The 24,289-nt window shown below is 35.1% G+C and carries 28 protein-coding genes; 2 read left to right on the top strand and 26 right to left on the bottom strand.

Annotated features, from left to right (window positions below):
- Positions 1 to 2: 2 nt before the first annotated feature.
- The 26 genes from N3C60_04390 to hfq are packed head-to-tail and all read right to left on the bottom strand — an operon-like array spanning position 3 to position 22,076.
- Positions 3 to 1,499, bottom strand: a complete 1,497-nt coding sequence (locus tag N3C60_04390; GenBank protein ID MCX8084140.1) for an ATP-binding protein — start codon at positions 1,497 to 1,499, stop codon at positions 3 to 5.
- The gene (locus tag N3C60_04395; protein MCX8084141.1) at positions 1,496 to 2,707 is read right to left on the bottom strand and encodes a type II secretion system F family protein; all 1,212 of its coding nucleotides are present in this window, start codon (positions 2,705 to 2,707) and stop codon (positions 1,496 to 1,498) included. The genes N3C60_04390 and N3C60_04395 overlap by 4 nt, the downstream gene beginning before the upstream one ends.
- A gap of 26 nt (positions 2,708 to 2,733) precedes the next feature.
- Complete coding sequence (locus N3C60_04400; protein MCX8084142.1) at positions 2,734 to 3,843, bottom strand: type IV pilus twitching motility protein PilT; 1,110 nt, start codon at positions 3,841 to 3,843, stop codon at positions 2,734 to 2,736.
- Between the two features lie 11 nt (positions 3,844 to 3,854).
- A complete protein-coding gene (pilB, locus tag N3C60_04405; protein MCX8084143.1) occupies positions 3,855 to 5,555 on the bottom strand; it encodes a type IV-A pilus assembly ATPase PilB in 1,701 nt (566 codons plus the stop codon).
- Positions 5,552 to 6,376, bottom strand: coding sequence for a shikimate dehydrogenase (gene aroE / locus N3C60_04410; protein MCX8084144.1), 825 nt, complete (start codon positions 6,374 to 6,376; stop codon positions 5,552 to 5,554). Before aroE ends, pilB begins: the two co-directional genes overlap by 4 nt.
- The gene (locus N3C60_04415) at positions 6,357 to 7,040 is read right to left on the bottom strand and encodes a DUF502 domain-containing protein (GenBank protein MCX8084145.1); all 684 of its coding nucleotides are present in this window, start codon (positions 7,038 to 7,040) and stop codon (positions 6,357 to 6,359) included. Before N3C60_04415 ends, aroE begins: the two co-directional genes overlap by 20 nt.
- Positions 7,015 to 7,650 carry a uracil phosphoribosyltransferase gene (gene upp / locus N3C60_04420; GenBank protein MCX8084146.1) on the bottom strand — a complete coding sequence of 212 codons (636 nt, stop codon included), beginning with the start codon at positions 7,648 to 7,650 and terminating at the stop codon, positions 7,015 to 7,017. The genes N3C60_04415 and upp overlap by 26 nt, the downstream gene beginning before the upstream one ends.
- A 2-nt stretch (positions 7,651 to 7,652) precedes the next feature.
- A complete protein-coding gene (locus N3C60_04425) occupies positions 7,653 to 8,885 on the bottom strand; it encodes a uracil-xanthine permease family protein (protein MCX8084147.1) in 1,233 nt (410 codons plus the stop codon).
- Positions 8,878 to 9,813, bottom strand: coding sequence for an HD domain-containing protein (locus N3C60_04430; GenBank protein MCX8084148.1), 936 nt, complete (start codon positions 9,811 to 9,813; stop codon positions 8,878 to 8,880). Before N3C60_04430 ends, N3C60_04425 begins: the two co-directional genes overlap by 8 nt.
- 6 nt (positions 9,814 to 9,819) lie before the next feature.
- On the bottom strand, positions 9,820 to 10,068 hold the full coding sequence (locus N3C60_04435) for a DUF4911 domain-containing protein (protein MCX8084149.1): 249 nt from the start codon (positions 10,066 to 10,068) through the stop codon (positions 9,820 to 9,822).
- The gene (locus tag N3C60_04440; protein ID MCX8084150.1) at positions 10,068 to 10,460 is read right to left on the bottom strand and encodes a hypothetical protein; all 393 of its coding nucleotides are present in this window, start codon (positions 10,458 to 10,460) and stop codon (positions 10,068 to 10,070) included. Before N3C60_04440 ends, N3C60_04435 begins: the two co-directional genes overlap by 1 nt.
- Positions 10,457 to 10,876 carry a transcription antitermination protein NusB gene (locus N3C60_04445; protein MCX8084151.1) on the bottom strand — a complete coding sequence of 140 codons (420 nt, stop codon included), beginning with the start codon at positions 10,874 to 10,876 and terminating at the stop codon, positions 10,457 to 10,459. Before N3C60_04445 ends, N3C60_04440 begins: the two co-directional genes overlap by 4 nt.
- A complete protein-coding gene (gene ribE / locus N3C60_04450; protein MCX8084152.1) occupies positions 10,876 to 11,349 on the bottom strand; it encodes a 6,7-dimethyl-8-ribityllumazine synthase in 474 nt (157 codons plus the stop codon). The genes N3C60_04445 and ribE overlap by 1 nt, the downstream gene beginning before the upstream one ends.
- Before the next feature lie 9 nt (positions 11,350 to 11,358).
- A complete protein-coding gene (locus tag N3C60_04455) occupies positions 11,359 to 12,591 on the bottom strand; it encodes a bifunctional 3,4-dihydroxy-2-butanone-4-phosphate synthase/GTP cyclohydrolase II (protein ID MCX8084153.1) in 1,233 nt (410 codons plus the stop codon).
- 20 nt (positions 12,592 to 12,611) lie between these two features.
- A complete protein-coding gene (locus N3C60_04460; GenBank protein MCX8084154.1) occupies positions 12,612 to 13,247 on the bottom strand; it encodes a riboflavin synthase in 636 nt (211 codons plus the stop codon).
- Positions 13,232 to 14,389 (bottom strand): bifunctional diaminohydroxyphosphoribosylaminopyrimidine deaminase/5-amino-6-(5-phosphoribosylamino)uracil reductase RibD, encoded by a 1,158-nt coding sequence (gene ribD / locus N3C60_04465; GenBank protein ID MCX8084155.1) that lies wholly within the window; start codon positions 14,387 to 14,389, stop codon positions 13,232 to 13,234. The genes N3C60_04460 and ribD overlap by 16 nt, the downstream gene beginning before the upstream one ends.
- The gene (gene plsY, locus N3C60_04470; GenBank protein ID MCX8084156.1) at positions 14,382 to 14,981 is read right to left on the bottom strand and encodes a glycerol-3-phosphate 1-O-acyltransferase PlsY; all 600 of its coding nucleotides are present in this window, start codon (positions 14,979 to 14,981) and stop codon (positions 14,382 to 14,384) included. Before plsY ends, ribD begins: the two co-directional genes overlap by 8 nt.
- Positions 14,978 to 15,559 carry a CDP-diacylglycerol--glycerol-3-phosphate 3-phosphatidyltransferase gene (pgsA, locus tag N3C60_04475; protein MCX8084157.1) on the bottom strand — a complete coding sequence of 194 codons (582 nt, stop codon included), beginning with the start codon at positions 15,557 to 15,559 and terminating at the stop codon, positions 14,978 to 14,980. The genes plsY and pgsA overlap by 4 nt, the downstream gene beginning before the upstream one ends.
- 6 nt (positions 15,560 to 15,565) lie before the next feature.
- Positions 15,566 to 16,906, bottom strand: coding sequence for a sigma-54 dependent transcriptional regulator (locus tag N3C60_04480; protein ID MCX8084158.1), 1,341 nt, complete (start codon positions 16,904 to 16,906; stop codon positions 15,566 to 15,568).
- A gap of 5 nt (positions 16,907 to 16,911) precedes the next feature.
- Complete coding sequence (greA, locus tag N3C60_04485) at positions 16,912 to 17,385, bottom strand: transcription elongation factor GreA (protein ID MCX8084159.1); 474 nt, start codon at positions 17,383 to 17,385, stop codon at positions 16,912 to 16,914.
- Positions 17,378 to 18,727, bottom strand: coding sequence for an exodeoxyribonuclease VII large subunit (gene xseA / locus N3C60_04490; protein ID MCX8084160.1), 1,350 nt, complete (start codon positions 18,725 to 18,727; stop codon positions 17,378 to 17,380). The genes greA and xseA overlap by 8 nt, the downstream gene beginning before the upstream one ends.
- The gene (locus tag N3C60_04495; protein MCX8084161.1) at positions 18,684 to 18,989 is read right to left on the bottom strand and encodes a septum formation initiator family protein; all 306 of its coding nucleotides are present in this window, start codon (positions 18,987 to 18,989) and stop codon (positions 18,684 to 18,686) included. The genes xseA and N3C60_04495 overlap by 44 nt, the downstream gene beginning before the upstream one ends.
- Positions 18,986 to 20,113, bottom strand: a complete 1,128-nt coding sequence (locus N3C60_04500) for a hypothetical protein (protein MCX8084162.1) — start codon at positions 20,111 to 20,113, stop codon at positions 18,986 to 18,988. The genes N3C60_04495 and N3C60_04500 overlap by 4 nt, the downstream gene beginning before the upstream one ends.
- Position 20,114: 1 nt before the next feature.
- On the bottom strand, positions 20,115 to 21,326 hold the full coding sequence (locus tag N3C60_04505; protein MCX8084163.1) for a GGDEF domain-containing protein: 1,212 nt from the start codon (positions 21,324 to 21,326) through the stop codon (positions 20,115 to 20,117).
- Positions 21,323 to 21,847 carry a DUF4416 family protein gene (locus N3C60_04510; GenBank protein MCX8084164.1) on the bottom strand — a complete coding sequence of 175 codons (525 nt, stop codon included), beginning with the start codon at positions 21,845 to 21,847 and terminating at the stop codon, positions 21,323 to 21,325. Before N3C60_04510 ends, N3C60_04505 begins: the two co-directional genes overlap by 4 nt.
- 1 nt (position 21,848) lies before the next feature.
- Positions 21,849 to 22,076, bottom strand: a complete 228-nt coding sequence (gene hfq, locus N3C60_04515; protein ID MCX8084165.1) for an RNA chaperone Hfq — start codon at positions 22,074 to 22,076, stop codon at positions 21,849 to 21,851.
- A gap of 121 nt (positions 22,077 to 22,197) precedes the next feature.
- Between hfq and N3C60_04520 the strand changes: the two genes are divergently transcribed.
- Positions 22,198 to 22,842, top strand: coding sequence for a lactate utilization protein (locus N3C60_04520; GenBank protein ID MCX8084166.1), 645 nt, complete (start codon positions 22,198 to 22,200; stop codon positions 22,840 to 22,842).
- A 62-nt stretch (positions 22,843 to 22,904) separates the two neighbouring features.
- On the top strand, positions 22,905 to 24,278 hold the full coding sequence (locus tag N3C60_04525; GenBank protein ID MCX8084167.1) for a GAF domain-containing protein: 1,374 nt from the start codon (positions 22,905 to 22,907) through the stop codon (positions 24,276 to 24,278).
- The last annotated feature ends 11 nt before the right edge of the window (positions 24,279 to 24,289 follow it).

Here is a 24,289-nt window from a genome sequence, read left to right on the forward strand (position 1 = left end):
AACTACTCCTTTGTTGGACTGAATTCTATCTTAAAACCGGAAAACTCATCATTAGAGTATACTTTGTATCTTAGATTGTTTTTTTCACATATTTTAATTATAGCATAAAAACCTAATCCAGTGCCACTAGATTTTGTAGTAAAAAAAGGTTTGCCTATGCTGTGCAATATCGATCTGTCAATACCTGGGCCGTTGTCTTGGTAAATGAGGAGATTGCCAATGGTGTAAATGGTTATTGTCGCATCATGTTTTATTTCGTAGCTGTTCAAAAGCAGGTTCCAGATGATCTGTTTGAATTCGTTTTCATCTATTATCAATGTAAAGTTATCGTCTATCTGAATGTTGAAAGAGAGGTTTTCGAATATGCCGCTTGTTTTTATGTAAAAGATAAAATCGTCCAGGATATGTTTTATTTTTAGAGGGTTATTTTTATCACTTCTACCTTTTGTGATAATAAGCATGTTACCCAGAAATAGCTCAAGGCGACTTATTTCTCTAAAGATTATCTGAACTAATTTATTGTCAGGTGAAAAATTTTTAAACTGGATCTGTAAAGCTCCTTTGATTGCTCCCAAAGGGTTTTTTATTTCATGGGCCAAAACAGAAGAAAAACGACCTAAATCTGCGAGTCTTCTTTCTTCTTCTAATTTTTGTTTAAGTTGTTCCCTTTCTGAAACATCTTGGAAGATGAGGAGTTCACCATTTATTACACCGTTTGGATCTTTAAATGGAGTAAATTTAAAACCTATATATTTATTTTTAAAGTTGATAAGGTTACTTTTTTTGTCAATGTTGAAGATATTTTTTAAATTGTTGCCTATTAGCTCATCAACTTCGAGGATCTTTCTACTATAACTATTAGCTGATAAGATTATTCCGTTTGGGTCTATGAGTATTACGCCGAAATCGATATTTTCTAAGATTGCGCTGTGGATATTGGCTAACTCAAGTAATTTATTTTTATAAGATTCGCTTTCCAAAACCTGTTTTTTATATTTTTTATTGAGCAGACTTACGAGAAATACTATTAAAAGAAAAGATAATAGGTACTCGGTGAAGATCAGAAGGTACTTAAAGTTGTAATATCTTGTTATGAAGATATCATTTTTCATGATTGCCATACCAGAAAATATTATTAATACAGATAAAACACCACTTATGCCACCATTAAAACCGTCGTAAAAACTCATATAGATGATAATTATTGCATAAAAAAGTATATAGGGACTGTCAAGATAGCCGGTGTTTGAGATAAGAAATGAAGTGATAATAAGATCGAATATGGCCTGTATATAAAAAATATATATAGGTGATAAGAACTTGGATAAAAAAACGGAAATAAGGGAGAAGAAAACTACCATTATGCCGATATTTGTAAAAAGCAAGATATCCAGTTCATTTTTGAAGAATTCTGCCAAAATGTTGCTAAAGAGAAATGTTGTTACATATATGAATAATCTTATGGATATTATGATGTAATTGGTTTTATGATTAATCATCCACCCACAACGCTTCCCATTTTGAAAATAGGTAGATACATGGCGATTATAACGAAACCAACAGCTCCACCAACAAATATCATCAGCATTGGCTCCACAAGCTTTGTTAATCCTTCAACGGCTCTGTCAACTTCATCATCATAAAAATCTGCTATTTTGGTTAACATTTGATCCAATGCACCGGTTTCTTCACCAACCGCTATCATTTGAGTAACCATAGGTGGAAATACACCGGCTTTTTCAAGGGGGTAAACGACAGTTTTGCCTGCCTCAATATCGATTTTACTCTTTAATAAATGCTTCTCTATTACTTTATTACCACTTGTTTTGGCTACTATCTCAAGGGATTCCAGAATCGGTACGCCACTGCTTAATAGGGTACCCAAAGTCCTAGAGAATTTTGATACTGATACTTTTCTCAGTAGGTCTCCTATCTTGGGTATTTTAAGTAAAAATTGATCTATGGCATAACGCCCCCGTTCAGATTTTTTATATACCAGTCTTATTGTTATCGATAATGCTACTAAAAAAGCAAAGATAAGTCCACCACCATACCAGCTGGATAAAAAATTGCTCAAATTGATAGTAAACTGAGTTAGAGCTGGTAACGAACCACCAAAGCCTTCATACATCTCCTTAAACTTTGGTATAATAAAAACCATTAATCCCCAAACAACTACTACAGCTACAATCAAAACTACAGATGGATACATCATGGCAGATTTTACTTTTCTTTTTAGTGATATGGCTTTTTCCATGTAACCAGCCAATCTATCTAAGATTGTATCCAATAAACCGCCTGCTTCACCAGCTCTAACCATGTTTATATAGAGATCACCAAAAATATCTCTATAACGCTCTAAACCTTTACTAAATTGTGATCCTTGTTCTATTTGAGTTTTTATATCCTCAAACATCTCTTTGACGCTCTTCTTGCTAGCTTGGTTTGCGATGATATCCAGTGCTTTCATTATCGGTAAACCTGCACTGATCATGGTGGCCAATTGGCGAGTAATAATAACTATATCTTCTTCTGTGATATTTTTACCAAAAGACAATTCTATACTTTTCCAGTCTCTTTTGACCTCTTTAACGGTCATTTTTCGCATTTTTAGAGACTTTATTACGTCTTCTTTATTTTTACCTTCTATAACCCCTTTTACTTCATTACCTGTGGCATCTACAGCTATATAATTGAACTTAGCCACGTTGACCTCCAGCTATAGTAATAAATCTATCTTCTTCTTATCCCTGAACGCTCTATCATCTGTTTTACCTCTTCAGGATAAATGGCTCTATTTATTGCCTCATCATAGGTGATCAATCCTCTAGCATAAGCATTAAACAGCGATTGGCTCATAGTGATCATACCATGTTCTGCTTGTCCTGATTGCATCATTGAATATATCTGATGTAGTTTATCTTCACGTATAAGGTTTCGGATACCTGGGTTTGGAATGAGTACTTCACATACCATTACTCTACCTTTACCATCAGCTCTTTGAAGCAATTGTTGACAGACGACACCCTCTAAAACAAAAGATAGTTGGGCTCTTACTTGGGATTGCTGATGAGGTGGGAATACATCTATAATCCTATTTATTGTTTGTATGGCACTATTAGTGTGAAGAGTTCCAAATGTGAGGTGACCTGTCTCTGCTACAGTTAGGGCTGCTTCAATAGTTTCCAGATCTCTCATCTCCCCTATAAGTACAACGTCCGGGTCTTGTCTTAGTATATATTTTAAAGCTTTTGCAAAGGATTTAGTATCGGCGTTTACTTCCCTTTGGTTTACCATTGCCTCTTTGTGCTGATGTAGATACTCTATGGGGTCTTCTATGGTAATGATATGAACTTTTTGTTCTGAGTTGATTTTATCTATCATAGCTGCAAGGGTTGTTGATTTACCACTACCTGTAGGGCCTGTTACAAGGACCAATCCTCTTGGTTTATCGCATAATGTTTTTAAAATAGGTGGAAGCCCCAACTCTTCAAAACCCAATACTCTATAAGGTATCCTTCTTATGGCGGCAGCAACTGCACCCCTTTGCATAAAAAAGTTGGCTCTAAAGCGGCTGACCCCTTTTATTCCAAATGAGCAATCAAGTTCCTGATCCTCTTCAAATCTTTTTTTCTGGGCTTCGGTCATTATGCCATAACAGATCTTTTTGGTATCGTTGGGTAATAAAATCTCTGTGCCTATTCTTACTAAGTCACCATTAATTCTATAAATGGGTGGTGTACCAACGGTGAGGTGTAGATCTGTAGCGTCTAATTCGATCATTTTTTGTAGTAGTTCTTGTAATGAGTATTTTGTATCACTTGTTTCATTTATCTCTGGCATATATTCCCCCTTTAATCGGCAAAAGTCACCCTTACGACTTCTTCTAATGTGGTAATACCTTTTTTTATCTTCTCCAGCCCACTGCGTCTAAGGGTAATCATACCTTCTTCAATTGCAGCTTTTTTGAGCTCATTGGTGTTTGCACCTCTGAGTATCAGTTCTCTAATACCTTCGGTAATACTCATTACTTCATATAGAGCCACCCTACCTTTGTATCCTGTACCTCCACATTCATCACATCCTTTCCCTTTCATTGGTACGAAACTGTTTAGTTCATCTTTTCTGAAACCAATTGATAACAGTGCTTCAGCGGGTATTTTTACTTTTTCTGAACATTTTGAGCATATCTTTCTGGCAAGTCTTTGGGCTAAAATTACAACAGTAGAGGATGCAACTAAAAAGGGTTCTATTCCCATATTGAGTAGCCTGTTTATTGTGCTTGGGGCATCATTGGTGTGAAGAGTAGAAAGTACAAGGTGACCGGTAAGAGCTGCTTTGATGGCTATTTCTGCTGTTTCGTAATCCCTAATTTCACCAACCATTATAATATCTGGGTCCTGTCTTAAAAAAGATCTTAAAGCTGCAGCAAAGTTTAAGCCTATTTCGTCTTTTATCTGTACCTGATTGATACCAAATAGGTTGTACTCTACAGGGTCTTCTGCTGTCATGATGTTCACATCAACTTTGTTAAGACGACTCAAAGCTGAATATAGTGTGGTGGATTTACCGCTACCTGTTGGACCGGTAACAAGTACCATCCCATAGGGGCTTTCTATACCTGCAATAAACCTTTCTAAAGATGATGGCTCAAAACCTAATTTTTCAAGATCCAATTGGAGATTACTCTTGTCTAATAGCCTCAATACCACTTTTTCACCGAATAAAACAGGCAAAGTGGAGACCCTCATGTCTACAGTTTTGTTTTGGAGTTTCAATTTTATTCTACCATCTTGAGGTAACCTTTTCTCTGCAATATCTAACTCGGCTAATATTTTTAATCTGGAGATAACAGCATCTTTAACACTTTTTGGGGGCTTGATTAAGTCGTAAAGGACTCCATCTACCCTAAGTCTAACCCTAAACTCTTTTTCATAGGGTTCCACATGAATATCGGAAGCACCTCTTTTGATGGCTTCGTGGAGTATATAGTTTACCAGTTTTACGATAGGGGTATCTTCTACCTCTTTCTTAAGGGCATCTACAGAAACCTCTTTTTCAGAGACATCTTCAAATTCCAGTTCATCAAGTTCAAAGGTGTCTTCTACTGTTGATATTGTAGCGAGTTCGTTTACACTATCTGTTTCGAGTATTTTACTAATTGATGATTCCACAGCGACGTAAGGTTTGATGGAATAACCTGTTATAAATCTTAGATCTTCGAGGGCGTATGCGTTTGAAGGATCTGCAATGGCAACATGCAATGTATTGCCCACTCTATCAAAGGGAACAACAAGATATTTTCTACAAAGATCTTTTGGTATTAAAGAGACTATCTTTGGATCTAACTCTTTGCTTTTTAAATCCACGTATGGAACATTGTACTGTTGACTCAAAAACTCCGCGATCTTTTTTTCGTCTATAAAACCTAATTTTACTAAAATAGATCCGAGCCTACCACCCTCTTTTTTCTGGATCTCAATGGCTTTGTTGAGCTGTTCTTGGGTTATTAGATTTTCACTGAGAAGAATGGCTCCAATTTTGGTGGAAATCATTTTATACTCCCGATGATGTTAATTATCTCATTATAGTCAATATCAAACTCGATATTATTCCATATCTTGAAAGCCTCAAAAGCCTGTCCTATCAGCATAATCAAACCATCTACTCCTACTTCATACTCTGTATGATCTAAAAAAAATGTTTTACCATCGATCTTGTACTGCATGTCAAATACAAACTCAGATCTAAGGTTTCTTAAGTAATCTGAGTCTTCGATCGATGTTATTCCTATACTACTACTATTTATTATTATATCATACTTTTTCTTTTTATCAAATGTATTTAATGGTTTTATATCACATTTTTCTATGGAGAATTCCTCTATAAGTTTTTTTGCCTTGTCCAGTGTTCTACTGGTGATTGTTATATGTTTATAGCCAGATTTTTTTAGCTGATATAATAGACCTCTAGTTGCTCCACCTGCACCTATTACCAAAATCTCCTTTGTTGATGTATCAATGTTGTAAAATTTGAATGTGTCTTGAATACCCTTTATATCAGTATTGTAACCTAAGAGTCTGTTGTCTTTTATTAAAACTGTATTAACAGATCTAATTTTTTCTGCATCTTCATCTATATCATCTAAGAACTTTATTACTGTTTCTTTGTAGGGTAGGGTAACATTAAAACCGTAAAAACTGTGGGACCTGAAAAAATCTAAAAGTTCAGATATTTCATCTGCTTCCACTTCAAAACAGCAGTAACCGCCATTTATTCTGTTTTTATATAGAAAAGTCGTATGTATTATGGGTGATAATGAATGTTTTAAAGGCTTTCCTATCAGAGCGAAGTTTCTAAAGGTTTTCATCGTCATTTTTTATTTGGTAAACCTTTTCTGGTGGTAACAAAACACCTGCAGACATGATATATTTAAAGGCTGATTGTATAGAAATATCCAGAACAATAACCTCATTTTTAGGCACAATCACCACAAAACCAGAAGTTGGGTTTGGAGTGGTCACTATAAATATTGAATAAAACTGTTCCTCATTTCCATCGAATAAAATACTTTTGTTGTTAGTAACAAAGCCCACAGAGTAGACACCTTTGCGGGGGTATTCAACCAGAACTACCTTTTTAAAAGTGTCTGTTTTGGTGGACTGGAATGTCGCAATAATCTGTTTTGTTGCATTATATGTAGTTTTAACCAGTGGAATTTTATCCACGAATCTTTCTATTCTAACGATCACCCTTTTGCCAAAATAGTTTCTGGTAAAAAGGCCTGTTATTAGTATTATAAATATGAATACGATAAACGAGACCACTTTTTTTATGAAAAGTGGTATGTTTAGGCTGTATCTTTCATCGATAAGATCAAAATATGGTAACAGAAAGCCTGTCATACTGTTTAAAAGAAATGACAGGAAATAGTAAGTGACCACCAGAGGAAGTAGAGCAAAAAGTCCAGTGATAAAAATATTTCTTAATTTGTGTAAAAAAGTCTGTTTTTTTTCATTTTGTTCCAAAAAGTCTGTCACCTGCGTCCCCCAAACCTGGTACAATATATCCATTTTCGTTTAATCTTTCATCCAATGCAGCAGCATAGACTTTTACATCTGGATGAGAAGTACATAGCTTTTTCACACCTTCAGGGGCGGCTATAAGGCACATAAATTTTATGCTTTTGGCTCCAGATCTTTTAAGCATATCGACTGCAGCTACTGCAGAGCCCCCTGTGGCAAGCATTGGGTCAATTAGGATAAAATCCCTATTGTCTGTGTCTGAAGGTATTTTAAAATAGTAGCTTACAGGCTTTAATGTTTTTTCATCTCTGTAAAGACCAATGTGTCCGACTCTCGCTGAGGGTATGAGCTTTAAAATTCCATCCACCATCCCAAGTCCAGCTCTTAAAATCGGCACTAAGGCTACTTTTTTCCCTGATAGGATGTAGGATTTTGCTTCAGCTATGGGTGTTTTGATTATAACTTCTTCTAAGGGGAAATCCCTTGTAATTTCATAAGCCATGAGCATGGCTACTTCGTCCACTAGTTCTTTAAATTCTTTTTTAGAAGTTTTTTCATCTCTTATAAATGTGAGTTTATGACTAATCAATGGGTGTTTAACAAGGATAAAATTTTCGTAGTTCATGGTTATTTTCCTTCTGGTAATATAAAATTTAAAACAATACCAACGATACCAGCAAGACCTATCCCTCCAAGAGTGATTGGGCCTAAGCTGATTACAAGGTTACCTATTCCTATTACAAGAACCACAGATACGATGACAAGGTTTTTTGATTTTGCCATATCGACTCTGTTCCTCACCAATGTACCTACACCGATTGCTGCTATCATACCAAAAAGTAGGATCAAAATACCGCCCATAACTGGTACAGGAATTGTTTTAAGGACTGCATTGAGCTTTCCGAAAAAGGCTAATATGATGGCTGTAAATGCTGCAATACGCATATAGACAACATCAGTTGCTTTTGTAAGGGCAACAGCGCCTGTTACTTCTGAATAGGTGGTATTAGGTGGACCACCCAACAGACTTGCAATAGATGTTGCAAGACCGTCACCTAACAGCGTTTTATGGAGTCCAGGTTTTTCAAGATAGTTTTTGCCGGTAACCGATGAAATGGCGAGTATATCACCCACATGCTCAATGGCAGGTGCTATGGCAACAGGTAATATAAAAAGGATTGCATTTAGATCAAATACAGGTAAAGCGTAGCTTTTATTGTTTATTGCTTCTATCCAAGGGATGACGAACCAATCAGCCTTTGATATGGGGGACATATCAACTACACCCATGAGTAAAGAAACAATATACCCTACGATGACCCCCATGATAATTGGTATAAGGTTTAAAATCCTTTTACCATACATTACCACCAAAATAGCTGTGACCAAAGATATGAAAGATATAATCATGGCTCTACCATCGAAGTTACCTGATCCATCAAAACTCTTTGCCATCTTTATTGCAACGGGAGCTAAATTTAATCCAATAACCATGATCACAGGGCCTGTAACCACGGGTGGAAGGAATCTCTCAATGGATTTTATGCCACCTTTGTAAACAAGAAATGCCAATAAAAAGTATGCAATGCCAGCAGCAGCTAAAGCACCAAATGTTTCACCAACACCAAAATTTTTTATAGAGTATTGAATAGGTGCTATAAAGGCAAAGGAACTGGCCAAAAAAACAGGAACAGTTGATCTTGTTATCAGCTGGAAAAGGAGAGTTCCTATACCGGCAGTGAATAAAGCGATAGAAGGATCCAAACCAGTTAATAGAGGAACCAAAACAAGTGCACCAAAGGCAACAAATAAAAACTGGATACCTAATAAAATTTTTCTAATACCTAAGCCTTCATTCATCTATGTCCTCCGAAACTATATTGTGATTATAGAGCTGTCTTTCCAATAGGCGATCATAATTACTCCATCCCCCATCGGCCACACTGTCTTTTATAAATATAGATCTGAATGTATTGACTTTTGCGTCCATATCATCTATGTGGTGCAGTATGATAGCTTCTAATGTTTTAGGTTTCTTAGGTGAACCATATTCCAACATTCCATGATGACTTGCCACCATATGGTTTATTAAGTATCTGTAGTTGTCTGGAAAATCTTTTATCTTAAGACAATAATTGTTTACCAACTCTATACCAAGCAATAGATGTCCGATCAATTTACCACTATCTGTGTAATCAAACCCTTTGGATATATCCAGTTCAAAAACTTTACCAATATCGTGAAAAATGGCACCTGCTATAAGAAGATCTCTGTTAACTTTATAGAATTTGGCCATCATGACAGCTAATTTTACCACAGAAAAGGTATGTTCTAATAGACCACCGATGTATGCGTGATGAACATTTTTAGCTGCAGGAATCTTCTTAAACTTTTGTATTATCTCTTTATCTGATTTAAATTGACTAAAGAGCTCTTTAATGAATTTATCTTTTAGATGATGGTCAACATAGGAAACAAATTCATCGAATAACAGATTTTCATCAAAATTTCCTTTGGGAAGGAAGTCAGCGGCTTCTTCAGAGGGGAGTTTTTCCATGTTGCTGATCTTGATCTGAAATTGACCGTTGTAGCTTTGGATAGATCCTTGAACATAGACCACATCACCTTTTTCAGGTTCAAACTTTAGCTTGTTGCTATCAAACATGATCCCATGCATTTGGGAACCCTCTTTATCGATAAATACAGTCCTAAAGTAGGGTCTGTTATCCTTTGTAGTACTTTTTGAGATCTCAAGAATTAAATATTTTTTGTTAATATTCATTTCCATATAATATCACCAACTATCAACATTTTCACTAAACTCCCATGTTATACTTTCTATGTGTGTACCCTCTTTTTTAAGTGCTTTCAAGAGTTTTAAAACCTTTTCATATTGCGATTGAGTGGAGTATATTGCTATCTGCCCTTTGGATTTGTCTATTGTTCTCATTATACCTATACCATCATAGGAGTCTAAAATACTATTTATATATAGGATCTGTTTTTGATTTGCAATAAATTTGATTTTCACGGTTTTATCCATCACAAAAACTCCACAACAAAGATATGTTTATTCAGTCTATCTGATAATTCCTTAAAATCTATAATGTTTGATTTTTCAAAGTAAAGATAGTGGTGCTCAAAGTCTTTGAGCAACGTTATGTATTTATCGTTTTCTATGGATAACTTTAAAAAGTCGATTAAAAAAAAACCTTTCTCAAAGCATAGATCGTGTTTAAGAACGTATATTATCTCTTTTGGTTTTTTTATTTTGCTTATACAACTATACATTTTGCCAGGATTTAGTAGATCGATCTTGGCAGTTATACCTCTTGGCAAAAAGTTTTGAAAATCAAAATCCAAGAATATTGGAAAGAGGTCAAAACCTTTTTCGCTGTTTTCATTGGGATATGGTAAAGAGATATGTTTGGTCATTTTTTATTTAATCCAAAATCGTTTTTTATTTTTTCTAAAATGCCATTTATGTAAAAAGGGCTTGTATGATCTGAATATTTACTGGCAAGCGAAACGTAATCATCTATTACCTCTATTACATCATCTGATCTGAACAATTCAAAAATGGCTAGTCTTAGTATTAAAAGATCTAAGACAGGTAGTCTGTCTATGGACCAGTCTTTTTTTAGATATTTTTCTATCAGATCATCTGTAAAATCAACATTGCTCATGGCTTCCTTTAATAGGCCTATACTTTTAGTTAGTATATCTTTGTTATAATTTTGAAATTTTATAAGATTTTCAGCAACATATTCCATAAGATCACCAGTTTGGTTATGGATATAGTATAGATCGAGGGCATACTTTCGCATCTTTTTTTGTTTTTTACTAGACATCAAATATTTTGATCCTTTATAAGATTTACTATTTCCAAAGCACCCATTGCAGCTTCTGCTCCTTTGTTCCCAGATTTTGTTCCTGCTCTTTCGATGGCTTGTTCTATGGTGTCTGTGGTAAGAACTCCAAAGATAACGGGTATCTCTGTATCGTAACTGGCTTTGGCTACACCTTTTGATACTTCAGCAGCAACATAATCGAAATGGGGTGTAGATCCCCTTATAACAGCTCCCAAGGCAATTACAGCATCGTACTTTCCAGTTTTAGCAAGTTTTTTGCAAAGCAGTGGGATTTCAAAAGCTCCAGGTGTTTTAAAAACATCTATATCCTTTTCGTCGACATTGTGCCTGATTAAAGCATCGACAGCACCGGAGATAAGGCTTTTTACGATAAAATCGTTAAATCTTGAGGCCACGATTGCAAATTTTAATCCTTTACCATCATATTTACCTTCCAATACCTTTACAGCCATAATGTTCTCCTATTTTTTTACTATCTTTTTTATGTTTAATTTATGCCCTAATTTTTCCTCTTTGGTTTTCAGATAGTTTATATTTTCTGGAGTTATTTCGCAAACTATTGGAACTCTATCTACTACATCGATCCCATAACCAGATAAAGCTTTTATTTTTCTGGGGTTGTTTGTTATGAGCTTCATTTTGTTTACGCCAAGAAACCTAAGTATCTGTGCACCAAATCCATAATCCCTGAGGTCATCTTTAAAACCCAGATGAAGGTTTGCTTCTACTGTATCAAAACCGTGATCTTGAAGATCGTAGGCTTTTATTTTATTTAATATCCCTATTCCTCTTCCTTCTTGAAACATATAAAGGAGTATACCTTTACCTTCTTTTTCTATCATCTGCATGGCACAATGAAGTTGAGATCTGCAATCACATCTCAAAGAACCGAAAACATCTCCGGTTAAGCATTGGGAGTGTACTCTAACGAGTACTGGATCGTCAGCTTTTATATCCCCTTTGATCAAAGCTATTGCTTCCTGTTCATCGATGATATTTCTAAACCCTTTTATTATAAACTTGCCAAAAATGGTAGGTAAATTTGCTGTGGCAGATTCTTCGACTACTGTTTCGTTCTTTAATCGATATGCAATCAGATCTGCTATTGTGACTATTTTTATTCCATGTTCTTTTGCAAATATTTCGAGATCTGGCATGCGAGCCATTGTTCCATCATCTTTCATAATTTCACAGATAACTGCTGCTGGGGTTAGTCCAGCTAATTTGCAAAGATCTACAGAACCTTCTGTCTGACCTGCTCGTACAAGAACACCCCCGTCTCTTGCCCTTAGTGGAAAAACATGCCCTGGTTTTACCAGATCAGATGGTTTTGTTTTGGGGTCTATGGCTACTTTTATTGTTCTTGCTCTATCGTAAGCTGATATACCAGTGGTGACACCCTCTTTGGCTTCAATGGATACTGTAAAGGCGGTACCAAACCTTGCTGAGTTACCCATTTCTGATACCATAAGGTTTAGTCCAAGTTCTTCACACCTTTTAGCTGTTAGACTCAGACAGATCAAACCTCTACCGTACTTGGCCATGAAGTTTATCGCTTCGGGGGTTACAAAGTCCGCAGCTATGACAAGATCCCCTTCGTTCTCCCTATCTTCGTCGTCTACAAGGATGATCATCTTGCCTTGTTTAAGCTCTTGGATTGCTTCTTCAATACCTATTCTTACATTTTCTGTCATCAAGCTATCCTTGAAATTTTTTAAAGTTCAATATTTCTAAGCATATCAATTAATTTACTATTATTATCTTTATTTTGCAATAACCTTTCTAAGTATCTTGCTACTATATCAGCTTCGAGGTTTACTCTATCACCCACCTGTTTGTATTTTAGGTTTGTCATCTCAAAAGTATGGGGGATAATTGCAACAGTGAAGATGTTCTCTTTTATCTCTGCTACTGTTAGGCTAATACCGTTTAATGCTATTGAGCCTTTGTTAGCTATATACTGTTTTATGGGATTAAAATCTGAGATGTAGAGTTCAATGCTGTTACCTATATTTCTTATCTGCTTTATGATTCCAACACAATCCACGTGGCCTAAGACAATATGTCCACCTAATCTCGTCTGAAGTGTTAGAGCTCTTTCGAGATTCACTTTATCATCTGGTACCAATCTACTTAACGTAGTTTTATTAAGGGTTTCATAGGAGATATCTGCGGAAAAACTACTTTTATCAAAGTTTTTTACAGTTAAGCACACTCCATCTACAGCTATGGAGTCCCCGATCATTGCATCTTCGAGCACCTTAAAACAATTGATTGAGATCTCGGCACTATTCCCTTTTTTGAGTATATATTTGACTGTACCTATCTCTTCTATTATTCCTGTGAACATTTGTGTTTACACCTATTTCGTACTTTTTCTGTTAACTCAAGGGTATGTTTTGTATAATCATAAAATTTATATACATTTAAGATATCCTCTTCAAATCTTTTTGTGTATAACAAACTACAACTAATAGCACCTTCTATATTCTCTATACCTAAAGTATCAAACATCGATATACCATCTCCTCCTATTACTTTTGGTGCAATGAAATGATAGAGTTTGTCAGCAAGCCCATTTTTTAAAAATGAGCCAAAGATTCTACTACCACCTTCCACTAATATGTTTAGTAGGTTCATATTTATAAGTTTGTCTGAAAGATCTGATAGGTCTACTCTTCCATCTTTATTGGCACATAAAAGGATTTTGACACCATATTTTTGTAGTTTCGATATTTTTATTTCATCTCTATTGGTTGTGGCTATGAGTAGATGTCTTCCAAATTCTTTTACTAGTTTTGAGTTTTCATCTATGGATAGATGAGAATCAACAACTATTTTTATTGGCTCTTTATCCCTTCCAAAGCTTCTAACGTTAAGCATGGGATCATCTTTGTGTACAGTGTTGATACCCACAAGTATGGCATCAGAAATGGTTCTTAGGTACTGGACGTAGATTCGTGAGGATTCGTTGGTGATCCATTTAGAGTCTCCAGTAACAGTAGCTAATTTACCATCCAAAGTGGTGGCTGCTTTTAAAATAAAATATGGTTTTTTAAGTAGTATGAATTTGGTAAAATCCTCTATGATCTCTGCACATACTTTTTCGTTGTATCCAATGAAAACTTCTACGCCAGATTCTTTTAGAATATCAACAGCTTTACCACTATGATCGGGGTTTGGATCTACAACGCCTATAAAGACCCTTTTTATACCACTTTTAATTATAGCCTCGGTACATGGAGGTGTCTTGCCGTAAGTGGAACAAGGCTCAAGGGTAACATAAAGATCAGCACCCTCCGGTGACTCTTCACAATCTTTGAGTGCTTCGATCTCAGCGTGGGGCATACCAAAAGCTTTATGGTATCCTCTTCCGATTATTTTGCCATTTTTAACTACAATTGCTCCCACAACTGGGTTTGTTCCAGTGTATCCTTTTCCCATTAAGGCTAACTGTATTGCTTCGTCAAAGATCAGTAAAGGGTTAACCAATTTTTTCTCCTATCTTCTTTTCTGTACCGTTCATAATCCTTTTAATGTTATCTTTATGTTTGTATATAACAAATATAACAATTGTAAAAGTCACGGTTTTAACGACTATGGAATGTTCGATGAAAAGTATTGATACAAGAAGTGATATGGCAGCAATTATGGAACTTAGAGAAACCATTTTGAATATCCATGCGACCAGGATAAAAACCAAAAAAGCTATAAACAAACTTATTGGGCTTACAGCAAGATAAACTCCAACTGCAGTTGCTACCCCTTTACCACCTTTAAAATTTAAAAAAATGGTAAAGGAATGACCTAAAATAGAAATCATTCCAAAAATAAGTAGAAGTTCTTGATTTACGCTGTATACGTGCTTTAGTAAGATAAGAGGAACAAAACTTTTTAACATATCAAGCAAAAAAGCAACGACAAAACCCCAAAAACCCAATACTCTACCAGCGTTAGTGGCACCTACATTACCACTGCCTACAGTTCTGATATCTACCCCTTTTACCATTTTGACTAGTAAATAGGAAAAAGGTATTGCCCCGAGCAGATATACGATTATGGCTGATACCAAGTAAAAGATCATACGCCGGTGTCCCCATGCTCAATATTTTTTATATCTTTGAAAAATTTTATATAATAGATTACACAGGAGTACAAGGATGTAAATAGTGCTGCATATATAAATATAATGCCTATAAAAAATATATCGAGCCCCAAAAGAGGCTGTTTAAAGATAAGACATCCTATCCCTATCATTTGTAAAACAGTTTTAAGTTTGCCAGAAAACCCAGCTGCAATCACAACTCCTTTACTGGCAGCAAAATTCCTTAGTGCACCTATAGCAAAATCCCTTGCAAGCATCAATATTACGATCCATCCGGCGAGTCTATTTAATTCCACCAATACAATCATACTGGCAGCAACAAGGATTTTATCTGCTATAGGATCCAGAATTTTACCAAAATCTGTTATGATTTTGTACCTTCGAGCCAGGTATCCGTCTGCGTAGTCGGTTATGGATGCTAATACGAACAGGATTGTTGCTATGATGTTTGTAACCCCTTTGTCCATGTAGAGAAATATAATAAAAAATGGGATTATTATTACCCTTAAAACTGTCAGCTGATTTGGTAAATTTAAAAAACTCTTATCAAATAACATAATTCCTCAAGTAAGACCATGTTTATCCATTTTGTATCTCAACATCCTCAAGCTTATACCGAGGAGTTTTGCTGATTTACTCTGGTTATGACCGGTGAGCTGTAAGGCACAGCTTATGTATCTCTTTTCTATGGAGTCCACGATCTTTTCCAAATTAATAGGGGCATCAAGTCTTAGTTCTGGTAGAAGTGGTGAATGTTCGGTGGTTTTCTGGGAAAAGTATTCGAGGATACTTGCAGGTAAAAGACGGTCAGATTTCTCCAGGGCAACACCTCTTTCTATGATATTTTGTAGTTCCCTTACATTACCTTTGTAATCGTAAGATTTTAATATTTCAAGCACCGGGTAAGAGATTTCTTTAACACTTTTATTCATCTTTTCAGAAAACTTCTTTAAAAAGAATCTTGAAAGGGGTTCTATATCTTCTACTCTCTCCCTGAGGGGCTTTAGATCAATATTTACAACATTTATCCTATAGTACAGATCACTTCTAAAATTACCTTTTTCAACCTCTAAAGCGATGTTTTTATTTGTGGCAGATATCACCCTGATGTCTATAGGGAGCTCTTCAGTGGAACCTACTTTCATTACTTTTTTGTCTTGAAGTACTCTTAATAACTTTACCTGCAGATTTAGAGGTAGTTCTGTGATTTCATCTAAGAAAACTGTTCCCCCTGATGCTATTTCGAATAAACCTCTCTTATCTGTATATGCACCTGTAAAAGCCCCTTTTTTGTAACCAAAGAGCTCTGCTTCCACAAGTTCTGAAGGTATTGCACCACAGTTTATGGGGACAAATGGCGCAACCTTTCTATTGCTTAGATTATGGATAGCTCTTGCTACAAGCTCTTTTCCTGTCCCAGATTCGCCTGTTATAAGTACAGAGGAATCTCCTTTCGCAATATCTTTTATCTTCTTTTTTAAATCTTTTATAAATGGGCTGTTGCCAATGATGTCGTTGAGCTCTTCTATGGTTTCATCTTCGTTGTCCTTTTGGACAAGGTCTTTAACTATTTTTATGAGTTTATCATTATCAAAGGGTTTTGATATATAGTCTATGACACCAAGTTTTACAGATTCCATAGCTGTATCAGGACTAGCGTAAGCAGTTATAAGAAGAAAAGGTATGCTCATATTCTTATCCTTAGCATATCGCGCAAGATCCAGACCACTTTCTTTACCTATGACGAGGTCAGAAAGCACTATATCTACCTCAAACCTATCTAAAATATTTTTTGCCTCTGATATATTTTTAGCAAGCAAAACGCTAAAGCCCTCAGCAGTAAAAAGTATCTCTAATACTTCACGAAAAGATTTTTCGTCATCAACAATAAGTATTGTTGGCATATTATTTATTTTATAGAAATATCAAGTATTTCATATTCCTTATCACCACCAGGTGCTTTAACCAATACTGTATCACCAACAGATTTCCCCATCAATGCTTTTGCGATAGGTGAAAGGACCGATATATACCCCTTTGATATATCTGCTTCATCGGGACCTACTATTCTATACCTTTTTGTTTCACCAGTTTCTATATTTTCGATTTCTACATAAGCTCCAAATACAACTTTGTCACCGCTAAAATTTGAGGGATCAATAACCTCAAAACGACCAATTTTTGACTCAAGCTCCGCTATTTTGGCTTCTATCAGACCCTGTCTTTCCTTAGCTGCGTCATACTCTGCATTTTCACTGAGATCTCCATGGGCCCTTGCCTCTTTGATAGCCTCTATAACCTCTTTTCTTTCTACGGTTTTTAATCTCTCCAGTTCTTTTTTTATCTTTTCAAAACCTTCAGGTGTTATGGGAATTCTATCCACGTTTGTCCTCCAATATCTTTTTACCCGTTACAAAACTTTGAATATACCCGTTTTTCATTTTTATTTCAAGTGTATCTTCTAAAGCCACATCGCGCACATCAACAATAACTTTTTTATCTTTTGTTATGATACAGTAACCTTTTTTTATTATGTTGTCTGGGTCAAGGTTTCTAAGTATGGATTCTAAAGAGTTTATCTTTAGATGAAGCTTTTCTATTCTGTTGGTTGGCAATCTATGTAATTTATTCTCAAGAAATATTATCTCCTTTTTTAACTGTTGGATTTTAATCGATGGATTGTTTTTCAGTAGTAATGTTTCTAATTGTTCTATCTTGGTAGAGAATGAATATATCTTGGCTTTAATAAGGTATTGAATATTCTTGTGGGATTGGGATATCAAATCCTTAAGGCGATTTAGTTTCATCTGGGGGGAGTTTTTTAATATAATAGTGTACAGGTTATCCAGATATTGAGAGTTTTTGAATAAACTGTTATTTATAATGTTAGTTAATTTTTCAGATTTTTTTTCTAAGGTTTCAATTATTCTCTTAAATATCTCCACAATTTTATTTGCTGCATCTGTAGGGGTAGATGCTCTTACATCAGCAACAAGATCAGCTATAGTTGTATCTCTTTCATGGCCAATGGCTGTTATTGTGGGGATGTCACAATTAAAAAGAGCTCTTGCTATAGACTCTTCATTAAATACCGACAATTCATCAAGGGAACCACCACCCCTCATAAGGATTAAAAGGTCGTACTCTGAATTTTTGCCTGCTTGATTTAGTGCATTTACTATCTCATATAAGGCTTCATTCCCCTGAACTCTAACCCCCCAAAGATCTATTTCTATATTTATCTTGTTTGCGTGGAGTATTTTTAGAAAATCTGTTATTGCTGCACCCTGAGGGGATGTCAATACTGCTATCTTCTTGATAAAATTTGGTAGATCTTTTTTCTTTTTATGATCGAATAACCCTTCCTTTTCAAGCAGTGTTTTAGTGTTTATAAATTTTTTATAAAAGTCCCCTATAGCATCATATTCAATTTTTTTGGCTATTATCTGGTAATTACCTTCCTTTTCATAAACAGTAATGTCCCCAGTTACATAAACTTTATCACCATTTTTGGGCTCATAATTTTCTCTTGGATTTCTGTACATTTTAAAAAAAACAACTTTGATTTGTGCAGAATCGTCTTTGAGATTAAAATATATGTGTTTGCTAGGAGATTCAGATAAATTAGATACCTCACCTACAACGGTGATTTGGGTATTAAAGTTTTTTTCAATCAAGTCTTTAATTCTTTTTGTTATCTCTTTTACTGTGTAAGCTGTCATCATGGTTGATTATGATATAAAGGTCCTCTTCATTTTTTTTATAGTTTAACTCTTTTCTGATATACATTTCTAGATAGTCTCTGTTCTTTTTTAAGAGTTCAATTTCTTCTTTAAGTTGGGATATCTTTTTATCGTACTCCATCGACTCTTTTCTGTACTTTTCTCTTATATTTATCAATTCCTTATATTGTATAAGACCGTTTGTTGCAAACAAAAGATAAAACACAAGGCCAGCAACTATCAATAAGAATATAAGATGTCTCATTGTTTTTTACCAGTTTTTACTAGGAAAATCCTCAGTGCCTGGTTCTTTAGTGCACTTGGAATCTCTTTAGACTTGGACAGTTTTTCTAAATCTGCAGTGGATATCTTTCCTATTAGATTCATAGAGATATCAAGGGGTGTTTTGGGATTAAATATCATATCTCTTACCACACTGTAGTTGTTAGACCAATTGTTGTTTTTGGCTATCTCTCGTATGATATGATCAGGTGTAGATTTGCTCTTAACAAGGAAGAGTATCTCATCTTCTGTGATCTTTGGGTTTTCAAGAACGGAAAGTGAAATCTGTTTGTTTGGATCCCTTATAAGATACATCCTTGCAGATTTGTTACCTTTAAGGGCAAGTTTAATCTTTTCAGGTGTTGTCATTTTTGAGATTCTTTGAGCTAAGTTTTCTTCTAATTCCCTCTTTAGGTTACTTGGTAGATGTTGGGTCTCTTTAAAAAGGGTTTTGATATCTTGGTTCTCTTCTTTCGATTCAGTTTCATGGGTTTCGACTTTTTCTTCTTCCTCAGTTTCTTGGTAGTTTAGTTCTACATACAGTTGTCTAAGATAAGTCAAAGCTTCATCAGGGGTGTAAGGGTTGGACAAAAGCTTTTTTACTATATTTAGATCATGTTGGATAATATGCCTCATGTGGGATATGCGGTACAGAACTTCTGGTTCGTTTGAGTTTGCCAGTATATCAACTATTTCTAAGTCGATCTTGTTTAAGGAGATCAGATGGGAAACAAATAAAGGATCATTTTTAAGGAGCTTGCATAAAAAAGTCAAATATCCACCCTCGAAAAGAGGGAAGCTTGCTATATTTTTTTTAGAAGTGCTATCCAGTTTTATGATGAATTGAAAAATATCCTGAAAAAGGTGCTGGTAGTTTTTTACCAAAAGAAATGTTACGATGGGTAGATCCTTTGGGGCTATTGGTAATCCCCCTGAAAGAATCATTTTTACCTGCTCATCGGAGCTTTTTCTCAAAAGAAGCTCTTTGGTTATGAAGTTTACGATACCATGTTTTTCCAATATATCAAGATGTTCTTCAGTTATCTGATCTAATTTCAAAAGTTTTAGAAAACTGGTGGCCTCTTTCGAAAAAGCTAAGTTGTCCAAGTTAACCACCTATGACTCTGTTTTTACCTTCTCTTTTGGCTTTGAGCATAGCTAAATCAGCCCTTTCTATGAGTTGTTCTATCGATTCACCTTTTTTATATTCAGCTACACCTATACTTATAGTGATTTTTAGCTCCTCATTTTTATACCTAAAAACAGTGTTTCTCACTGTTTCAAGAAGCCTATTGGCAAACTTGATGGCGTTTTCAAGGTTTGCTTCTGTTAGTAGAATAACCATCTCTTCCCCGCCATATCTGAAAGCATAATCAACTTTTCTAAGCTCAGATTTGATTATATCAGCAAGGTATTTTAGTACAAAATCACCGACAATGTGACCATAAAAGTCATTGATCTTCTTAAAATCATCGATATCTGTAAAAACTAAAGAAAAGGTGGTATTGTATCTTTTTGTTCTTTCTACCTCTTCTGCTAATCTTTTGTTCATAAACTTTCTATTGAATAAGCCTGTCAAGGAGTCAGTGACAGATTCCATTTTGTATTTTTCAACTTCTTTTTTTAGTTTGACCAGTTCCTGCTCTTTGTTTTTGTATTCAGACAGCTCTTTATTAACGGTGGCTCTTTTCTGTTCTATATTTTGTAGAGCGTCATTTTTAAATTCGATCTTTTTGGAGATATCTTTTGACAATTTATCTACCCTGCTTAGAACCATCTCTTTTAGTATCTCCAGGGAGGATTCGTTTATGATCAGGTCATTAACAGTGGTAAGTTCTGATGCTATCTTTTGATCATCCTCTATGTCTTTCTTTAGAACCGTGCTGTTTTCTTCTAAAATGTTGTTTAATGTTATAGAAGTTTTATCAAACCTTATCACTATTTCGTCGATAATACTTTTCAGTCTACTTTGAATGTTTATAGCTTTATCTAAGTATTCGGCTACAAGGGATATTGTTTTTATAGTATAATTTTTTATGTTTTCAGTGTTTTTATCCTTTTCAAGGTTTTCCTTGAGCTGTAAAAAATCCTGTATGTTAAGCACTGAGTAAAAGAATGTACATTTATCGATGAGGAAGTATTTTATCTCCTCTAATATCTCACTATCAGAAAAGTTTAAAAAAAGTTTGTTAAACTCCTCATTTTCTTTCAAAGAGTTAGCAAGGGTATTGGCAGTGAGGGGGATTTTTTTACTTCTGATGTCTTTTATAGCCTCGATAACAATAAGACCTATTGTGTTGGCGACTGTTTTTGTGTTCATAGGGCACCTTCCATAAGTAGTTTTCTTGCTCTTTCAAATAGTTCTAAGACATCTTTTTTTTTGTAATCCTCAAAGGTCCATGAATGTGGCTCGTATCTATTGCCTCTTCTTGAAAGTTGAAGATCTGCATAGATGCCTTTGCCCATGTAAATTCTATGGGTAAAATTTTTTGTGCTGGCTGCTACGACTTTTTCGATGGCAACATAACCCGGATCGATATTTATCGTTCTTCTGCCTTCTTTTTTGTATTGCTCTTCAAGCTGTATAGCTTTTAACTTCATTTCTACAATTCTGTCTGGTTGGATAAATAATCTATGAAGAACAAAAAACTTTCTGAGATCTTCCCCAAATTCTTTGTTATAATAGTCTGTATGATCAAAGGAGAAATGATCTGTTTGATCTATAATCTCCCCAAAAATATCTTTTAACTTTTCTAAATGATCCCCCAGTGCTGAATTGTACATTACTGCATTAAACAATATAACATTACGGGGTCTTCTTGCCCCGCCGCCAAACACCATTTTATTCTAAACTGGTTATATCCTGAATCTCTTCATTAGGTGCTATTGTGGAGATGGCATGTTTATAGATCATCTTTTGGGAATCGTCTTTGATCACTACAACAAAGTTGTCAAAGCCTTTTACCACCCCTTCCATTTTGACACCATTCATCAGATAGATGGTTACAGGTATCCTTTTTTTTCTAACAAAATTCAAAAAAACATCCTGGATATTAAGTTTTTTGCTCATATGCTCCTCTTGTTGATTTAGTAACTTTTTTAAATTATAATTCATAATATCTGGTATTTCAAGAGAAATTTTTTTGACTATATTGTGGGAATGTACTATATCTAAACTATTGGAGGTATGTATGAATGATATTAGACGTTGGCATAACAGCATTTTAGCAGAAAAGACTGTCAGTGCATTACTAAAAAATGGTTTTGCTGCTTCGTATTACGAAAGTAGTGATACTGCATTGCACTATATCGACAGTGTGATTGCTGGTTACGAGACAATCGGCATAGGTGGGTCTATGACTGTATTAAGAGACCTTAAGATTTTGGAGAGGGATGTTTGTAAGAACAAGGTTATTTTAAATCATAACTTGCCGGATATTTCTCCGGAAGAGAAGAATGATATCAGAAAGAGACAACAGACTTGTGATCTATTTATCACTTCATCGAATGCTATAACAGAAGATGGAAAGCTGGTGAATATAGATGGTGTTGGTAATAGGGTAAACGCAATGCTCTTTGGCCCAAAAAAAGCACTCTTGATTGTGGGTATAAATAAGATTGTAAAGTGTGTAGATGATGGGATTAAAAGGATAAAAAGAATTGCATCGCCCATGAATGCTAAAAGGTTAGGTGTAAATACCCCATGTGCTAAATTGGGCTATTGTGTGGATTGTGATTCACCTCAGAGGATATGTAGGGTAATATCAATAATCGAAAAGAAACCTATTCCTTCGGATATAGAGGTGATTATAATAGGTGAGCATCTTGGTTTTTAATTTTTATCGTTTTATACAAAAAATATGTTATAATATGGTATAGCAAAATATTTAGAGGATCTATGGCACAACAGTTTATAGAGATAGTTTATGAACTCTTCAGTATAAAAGAACTTCATCAGTTTATGGATGTTGCTCTAAAGAGGGTGAGGAGGTTGTTAAATGCTGATGCTGGTAGTATCTTTTTGTATAACGATCAGGAAAAAACATTGGTGTTTAAGTATACCCAAAACGATTCTTTGGAAATCCCTTTTAGAGAGTTTTCTATACCCCTTGATGAGAGAAGTATAGCTGGTTATGTGGGTGTAAACAAGACTATTTTGAACATCAAGGATGCTTATCAGTTAGATCCGTCTTTACCTTATCGTTTTAATAGTGACTTCGATAGATTTTCTGGGTACAAAACAAAATCGATGATTACCATCCCCCTTACTAACAGGAAAGGTGATCTAATAGGTGTAATTCAACTTATAAATAAAAAATCTGAGCCTTTCTATTTTACTGAAAACGACGAACTGATATCTAATACGTTGGCTGGTATTGTGGGGATATCTTTGGAAAACAGTCTCTTATATAATGAAATTGAAAATATGTGGGAAGGTTTTATAAAAGCGAGTATTCAGGCAATCGAATCAAGGGATCCCATTACAAGGGGTCACACAGAAAGGGTTACCAACCTTACTCTGAAGATAGCTACTGAGATGTCTAAGGCAAAGGATATTTTCCCAGATTTTAACATGGATAGTGACCAGTATACTATGCTTAAATATGCATGTCTGTTGCACGATTTTGGTAAGATAGGTGTAAGGGAACATATCTTGCAAAAAGCAAAAAAGATATCCAAAGATAAACTGGAAAAGATTAAATATAAGATTAAGTATTTAAAGACAATAGATAATGGTATTATACCTGAAAACTCTTTCGAGCTTATATGTAAGGCAAACGAGCCCACAGTGTTGGAGGGTGATGTGGCGCATATACTGGATATGCTAAAAGATGTTCATTTTGAAGTTGATGATGGCCAAAAAGTACCCCTCATAGAAGAGGATGAATTTGTAGCCCTAAGCGTTAAAAGAGGATCCCTTACCGATGAAGAGCGACAAGAGATGGAGAAGCATGTTTTGTATACATACATTTATCTTTCTGCAATACCTTGGACAAAGGAGCTAAAGGATGTGCCCAGGATTGCATGTATGCATCATGAAAAGCTTGATGGTAGTGGTTACCCTTTTGGTTTGAAAGGGGATGAAATACATTTTTATGGGAGGATTATGGCTATAGCAGATATATACGATGCTCTAACAGCTAAAGATAGGCCCTATAAAAAGGCTGTACCAACGGATATTGCCCTTGATATAATAAAAAAAGAGGCAGAAAATAATAAGCTTGATATAAATATTGTGAACTTTTTTATAGAAAAAAGATTATATGAGTAATGGAGGAAGAG

This window comes from Calditerrivibrio sp., from assembly GCA_026415135.1.
Taxonomy (GTDB): Bacteria; Chrysiogenota; Deferribacteres; order Deferribacterales; family Calditerrivibrionaceae; genus Calditerrivibrio.

What these genes read in the sequence shown, in the direction of transcription:
- N3C60_04510 (MCX8084164.1), bottom strand. Translation starts at nt 21,847, where the DNA reads ATGGTGTTTGGCGGCGGGGCAAGAAGACCCCGTAATGTTATATTGTTT.
- N3C60_04495 (MCX8084161.1), bottom strand. Translation starts at nt 18,989, where the DNA reads ATGAGACATCTTATATTCTTATTGATAGTTGCTGGCCTTGTGTTTTAT.
- N3C60_04520 (MCX8084166.1), top strand. Translation starts at nt 22,198, where the DNA reads ATGAATGATATTAGACGTTGGCATAACAGCATTTTAGCAGAAAAGACT.
- upp (MCX8084146.1), bottom strand. Translation starts at nt 7,650, where the DNA reads ATGAACTACGAAAATTTTATCCTTGTTAAACACCCATTGATTAGTCAT.
- N3C60_04390 (MCX8084140.1), bottom strand. Translation starts at nt 1,499, where the DNA reads ATGATTAATCATAAAACCAATTACATCATAATATCCATAAGATTATTC.
- N3C60_04460 (MCX8084154.1), bottom strand. Translation starts at nt 13,247, where the DNA reads ATGTTCACAGGAATAATAGAAGAGATAGGTACAGTCAAATATATACTC.
- N3C60_04400 (MCX8084142.1), bottom strand. Translation starts at nt 3,843, where the DNA reads ATGCCAGAGATAAATGAAACAAGTGATACAAAATACTCATTACAAGAA.
- plsY (MCX8084156.1), bottom strand. Translation starts at nt 14,981, where the DNA reads ATGATCTTTTACTTGGTATCAGCCATAATCGTATATCTGCTCGGGGCA.
- N3C60_04525 (MCX8084167.1), top strand. Translation starts at nt 22,905, where the DNA reads ATGGCACAACAGTTTATAGAGATAGTTTATGAACTCTTCAGTATAAAA.
- hfq (MCX8084165.1), bottom strand. Translation starts at nt 22,076, where the DNA reads ATGAGCAAAAAACTTAATATCCAGGATGTTTTTTTGAATTTTGTTAGA.
- N3C60_04425 (MCX8084147.1), bottom strand. Translation starts at nt 8,885, where the DNA reads ATGAATGAAGGCTTAGGTATTAGAAAAATTTTATTAGGTATCCAGTTT.
- N3C60_04505 (MCX8084163.1), bottom strand. Translation starts at nt 21,326, where the DNA reads ATGAACACAAAAACAGTCGCCAACACAATAGGTCTTATTGTTATCGAG.
- aroE (MCX8084144.1), bottom strand. Translation starts at nt 6,376, where the DNA reads ATGACGATGAAAACCTTTAGAAACTTCGCTCTGATAGGAAAGCCTTTA.
- N3C60_04430 (MCX8084148.1), bottom strand. Translation starts at nt 9,813, where the DNA reads ATGGAAATGAATATTAACAAAAAATATTTAATTCTTGAGATCTCAAAA.
- N3C60_04435 (MCX8084149.1), bottom strand. Translation starts at nt 10,068, where the DNA reads ATGGATAAAACCGTGAAAATCAAATTTATTGCAAATCAAAAACAGATC.
- pgsA (MCX8084157.1), bottom strand. Translation starts at nt 15,559, where the DNA reads ATGTTATTTGATAAGAGTTTTTTAAATTTACCAAATCAGCTGACAGTT.
- pilB (MCX8084143.1), bottom strand. Translation starts at nt 5,555, where the DNA reads ATGATTTCCACCAAAATTGGAGCCATTCTTCTCAGTGAAAATCTAATA.
- N3C60_04480 (MCX8084158.1), bottom strand. Translation starts at nt 16,906, where the DNA reads ATGCCAACAATACTTATTGTTGATGACGAAAAATCTTTTCGTGAAGTA.
- N3C60_04440 (MCX8084150.1), bottom strand. Translation starts at nt 10,460, where the DNA reads ATGACCAAACATATCTCTTTACCATATCCCAATGAAAACAGCGAAAAA.
- ribE (MCX8084152.1), bottom strand. Translation starts at nt 11,349, where the DNA reads ATGGCTGTAAAGGTATTGGAAGGTAAATATGATGGTAAAGGATTAAAA.
- xseA (MCX8084160.1), bottom strand. Translation starts at nt 18,727, where the DNA reads ATGATGACAGCTTACACAGTAAAAGAGATAACAAAAAGAATTAAAGAC.
- N3C60_04445 (MCX8084151.1), bottom strand. Translation starts at nt 10,876, where the DNA reads ATGTCTAGTAAAAAACAAAAAAAGATGCGAAAGTATGCCCTCGATCTA.
- N3C60_04455 (MCX8084153.1), bottom strand. Translation starts at nt 12,591, where the DNA reads ATGACAGAAAATGTAAGAATAGGTATTGAAGAAGCAATCCAAGAGCTT.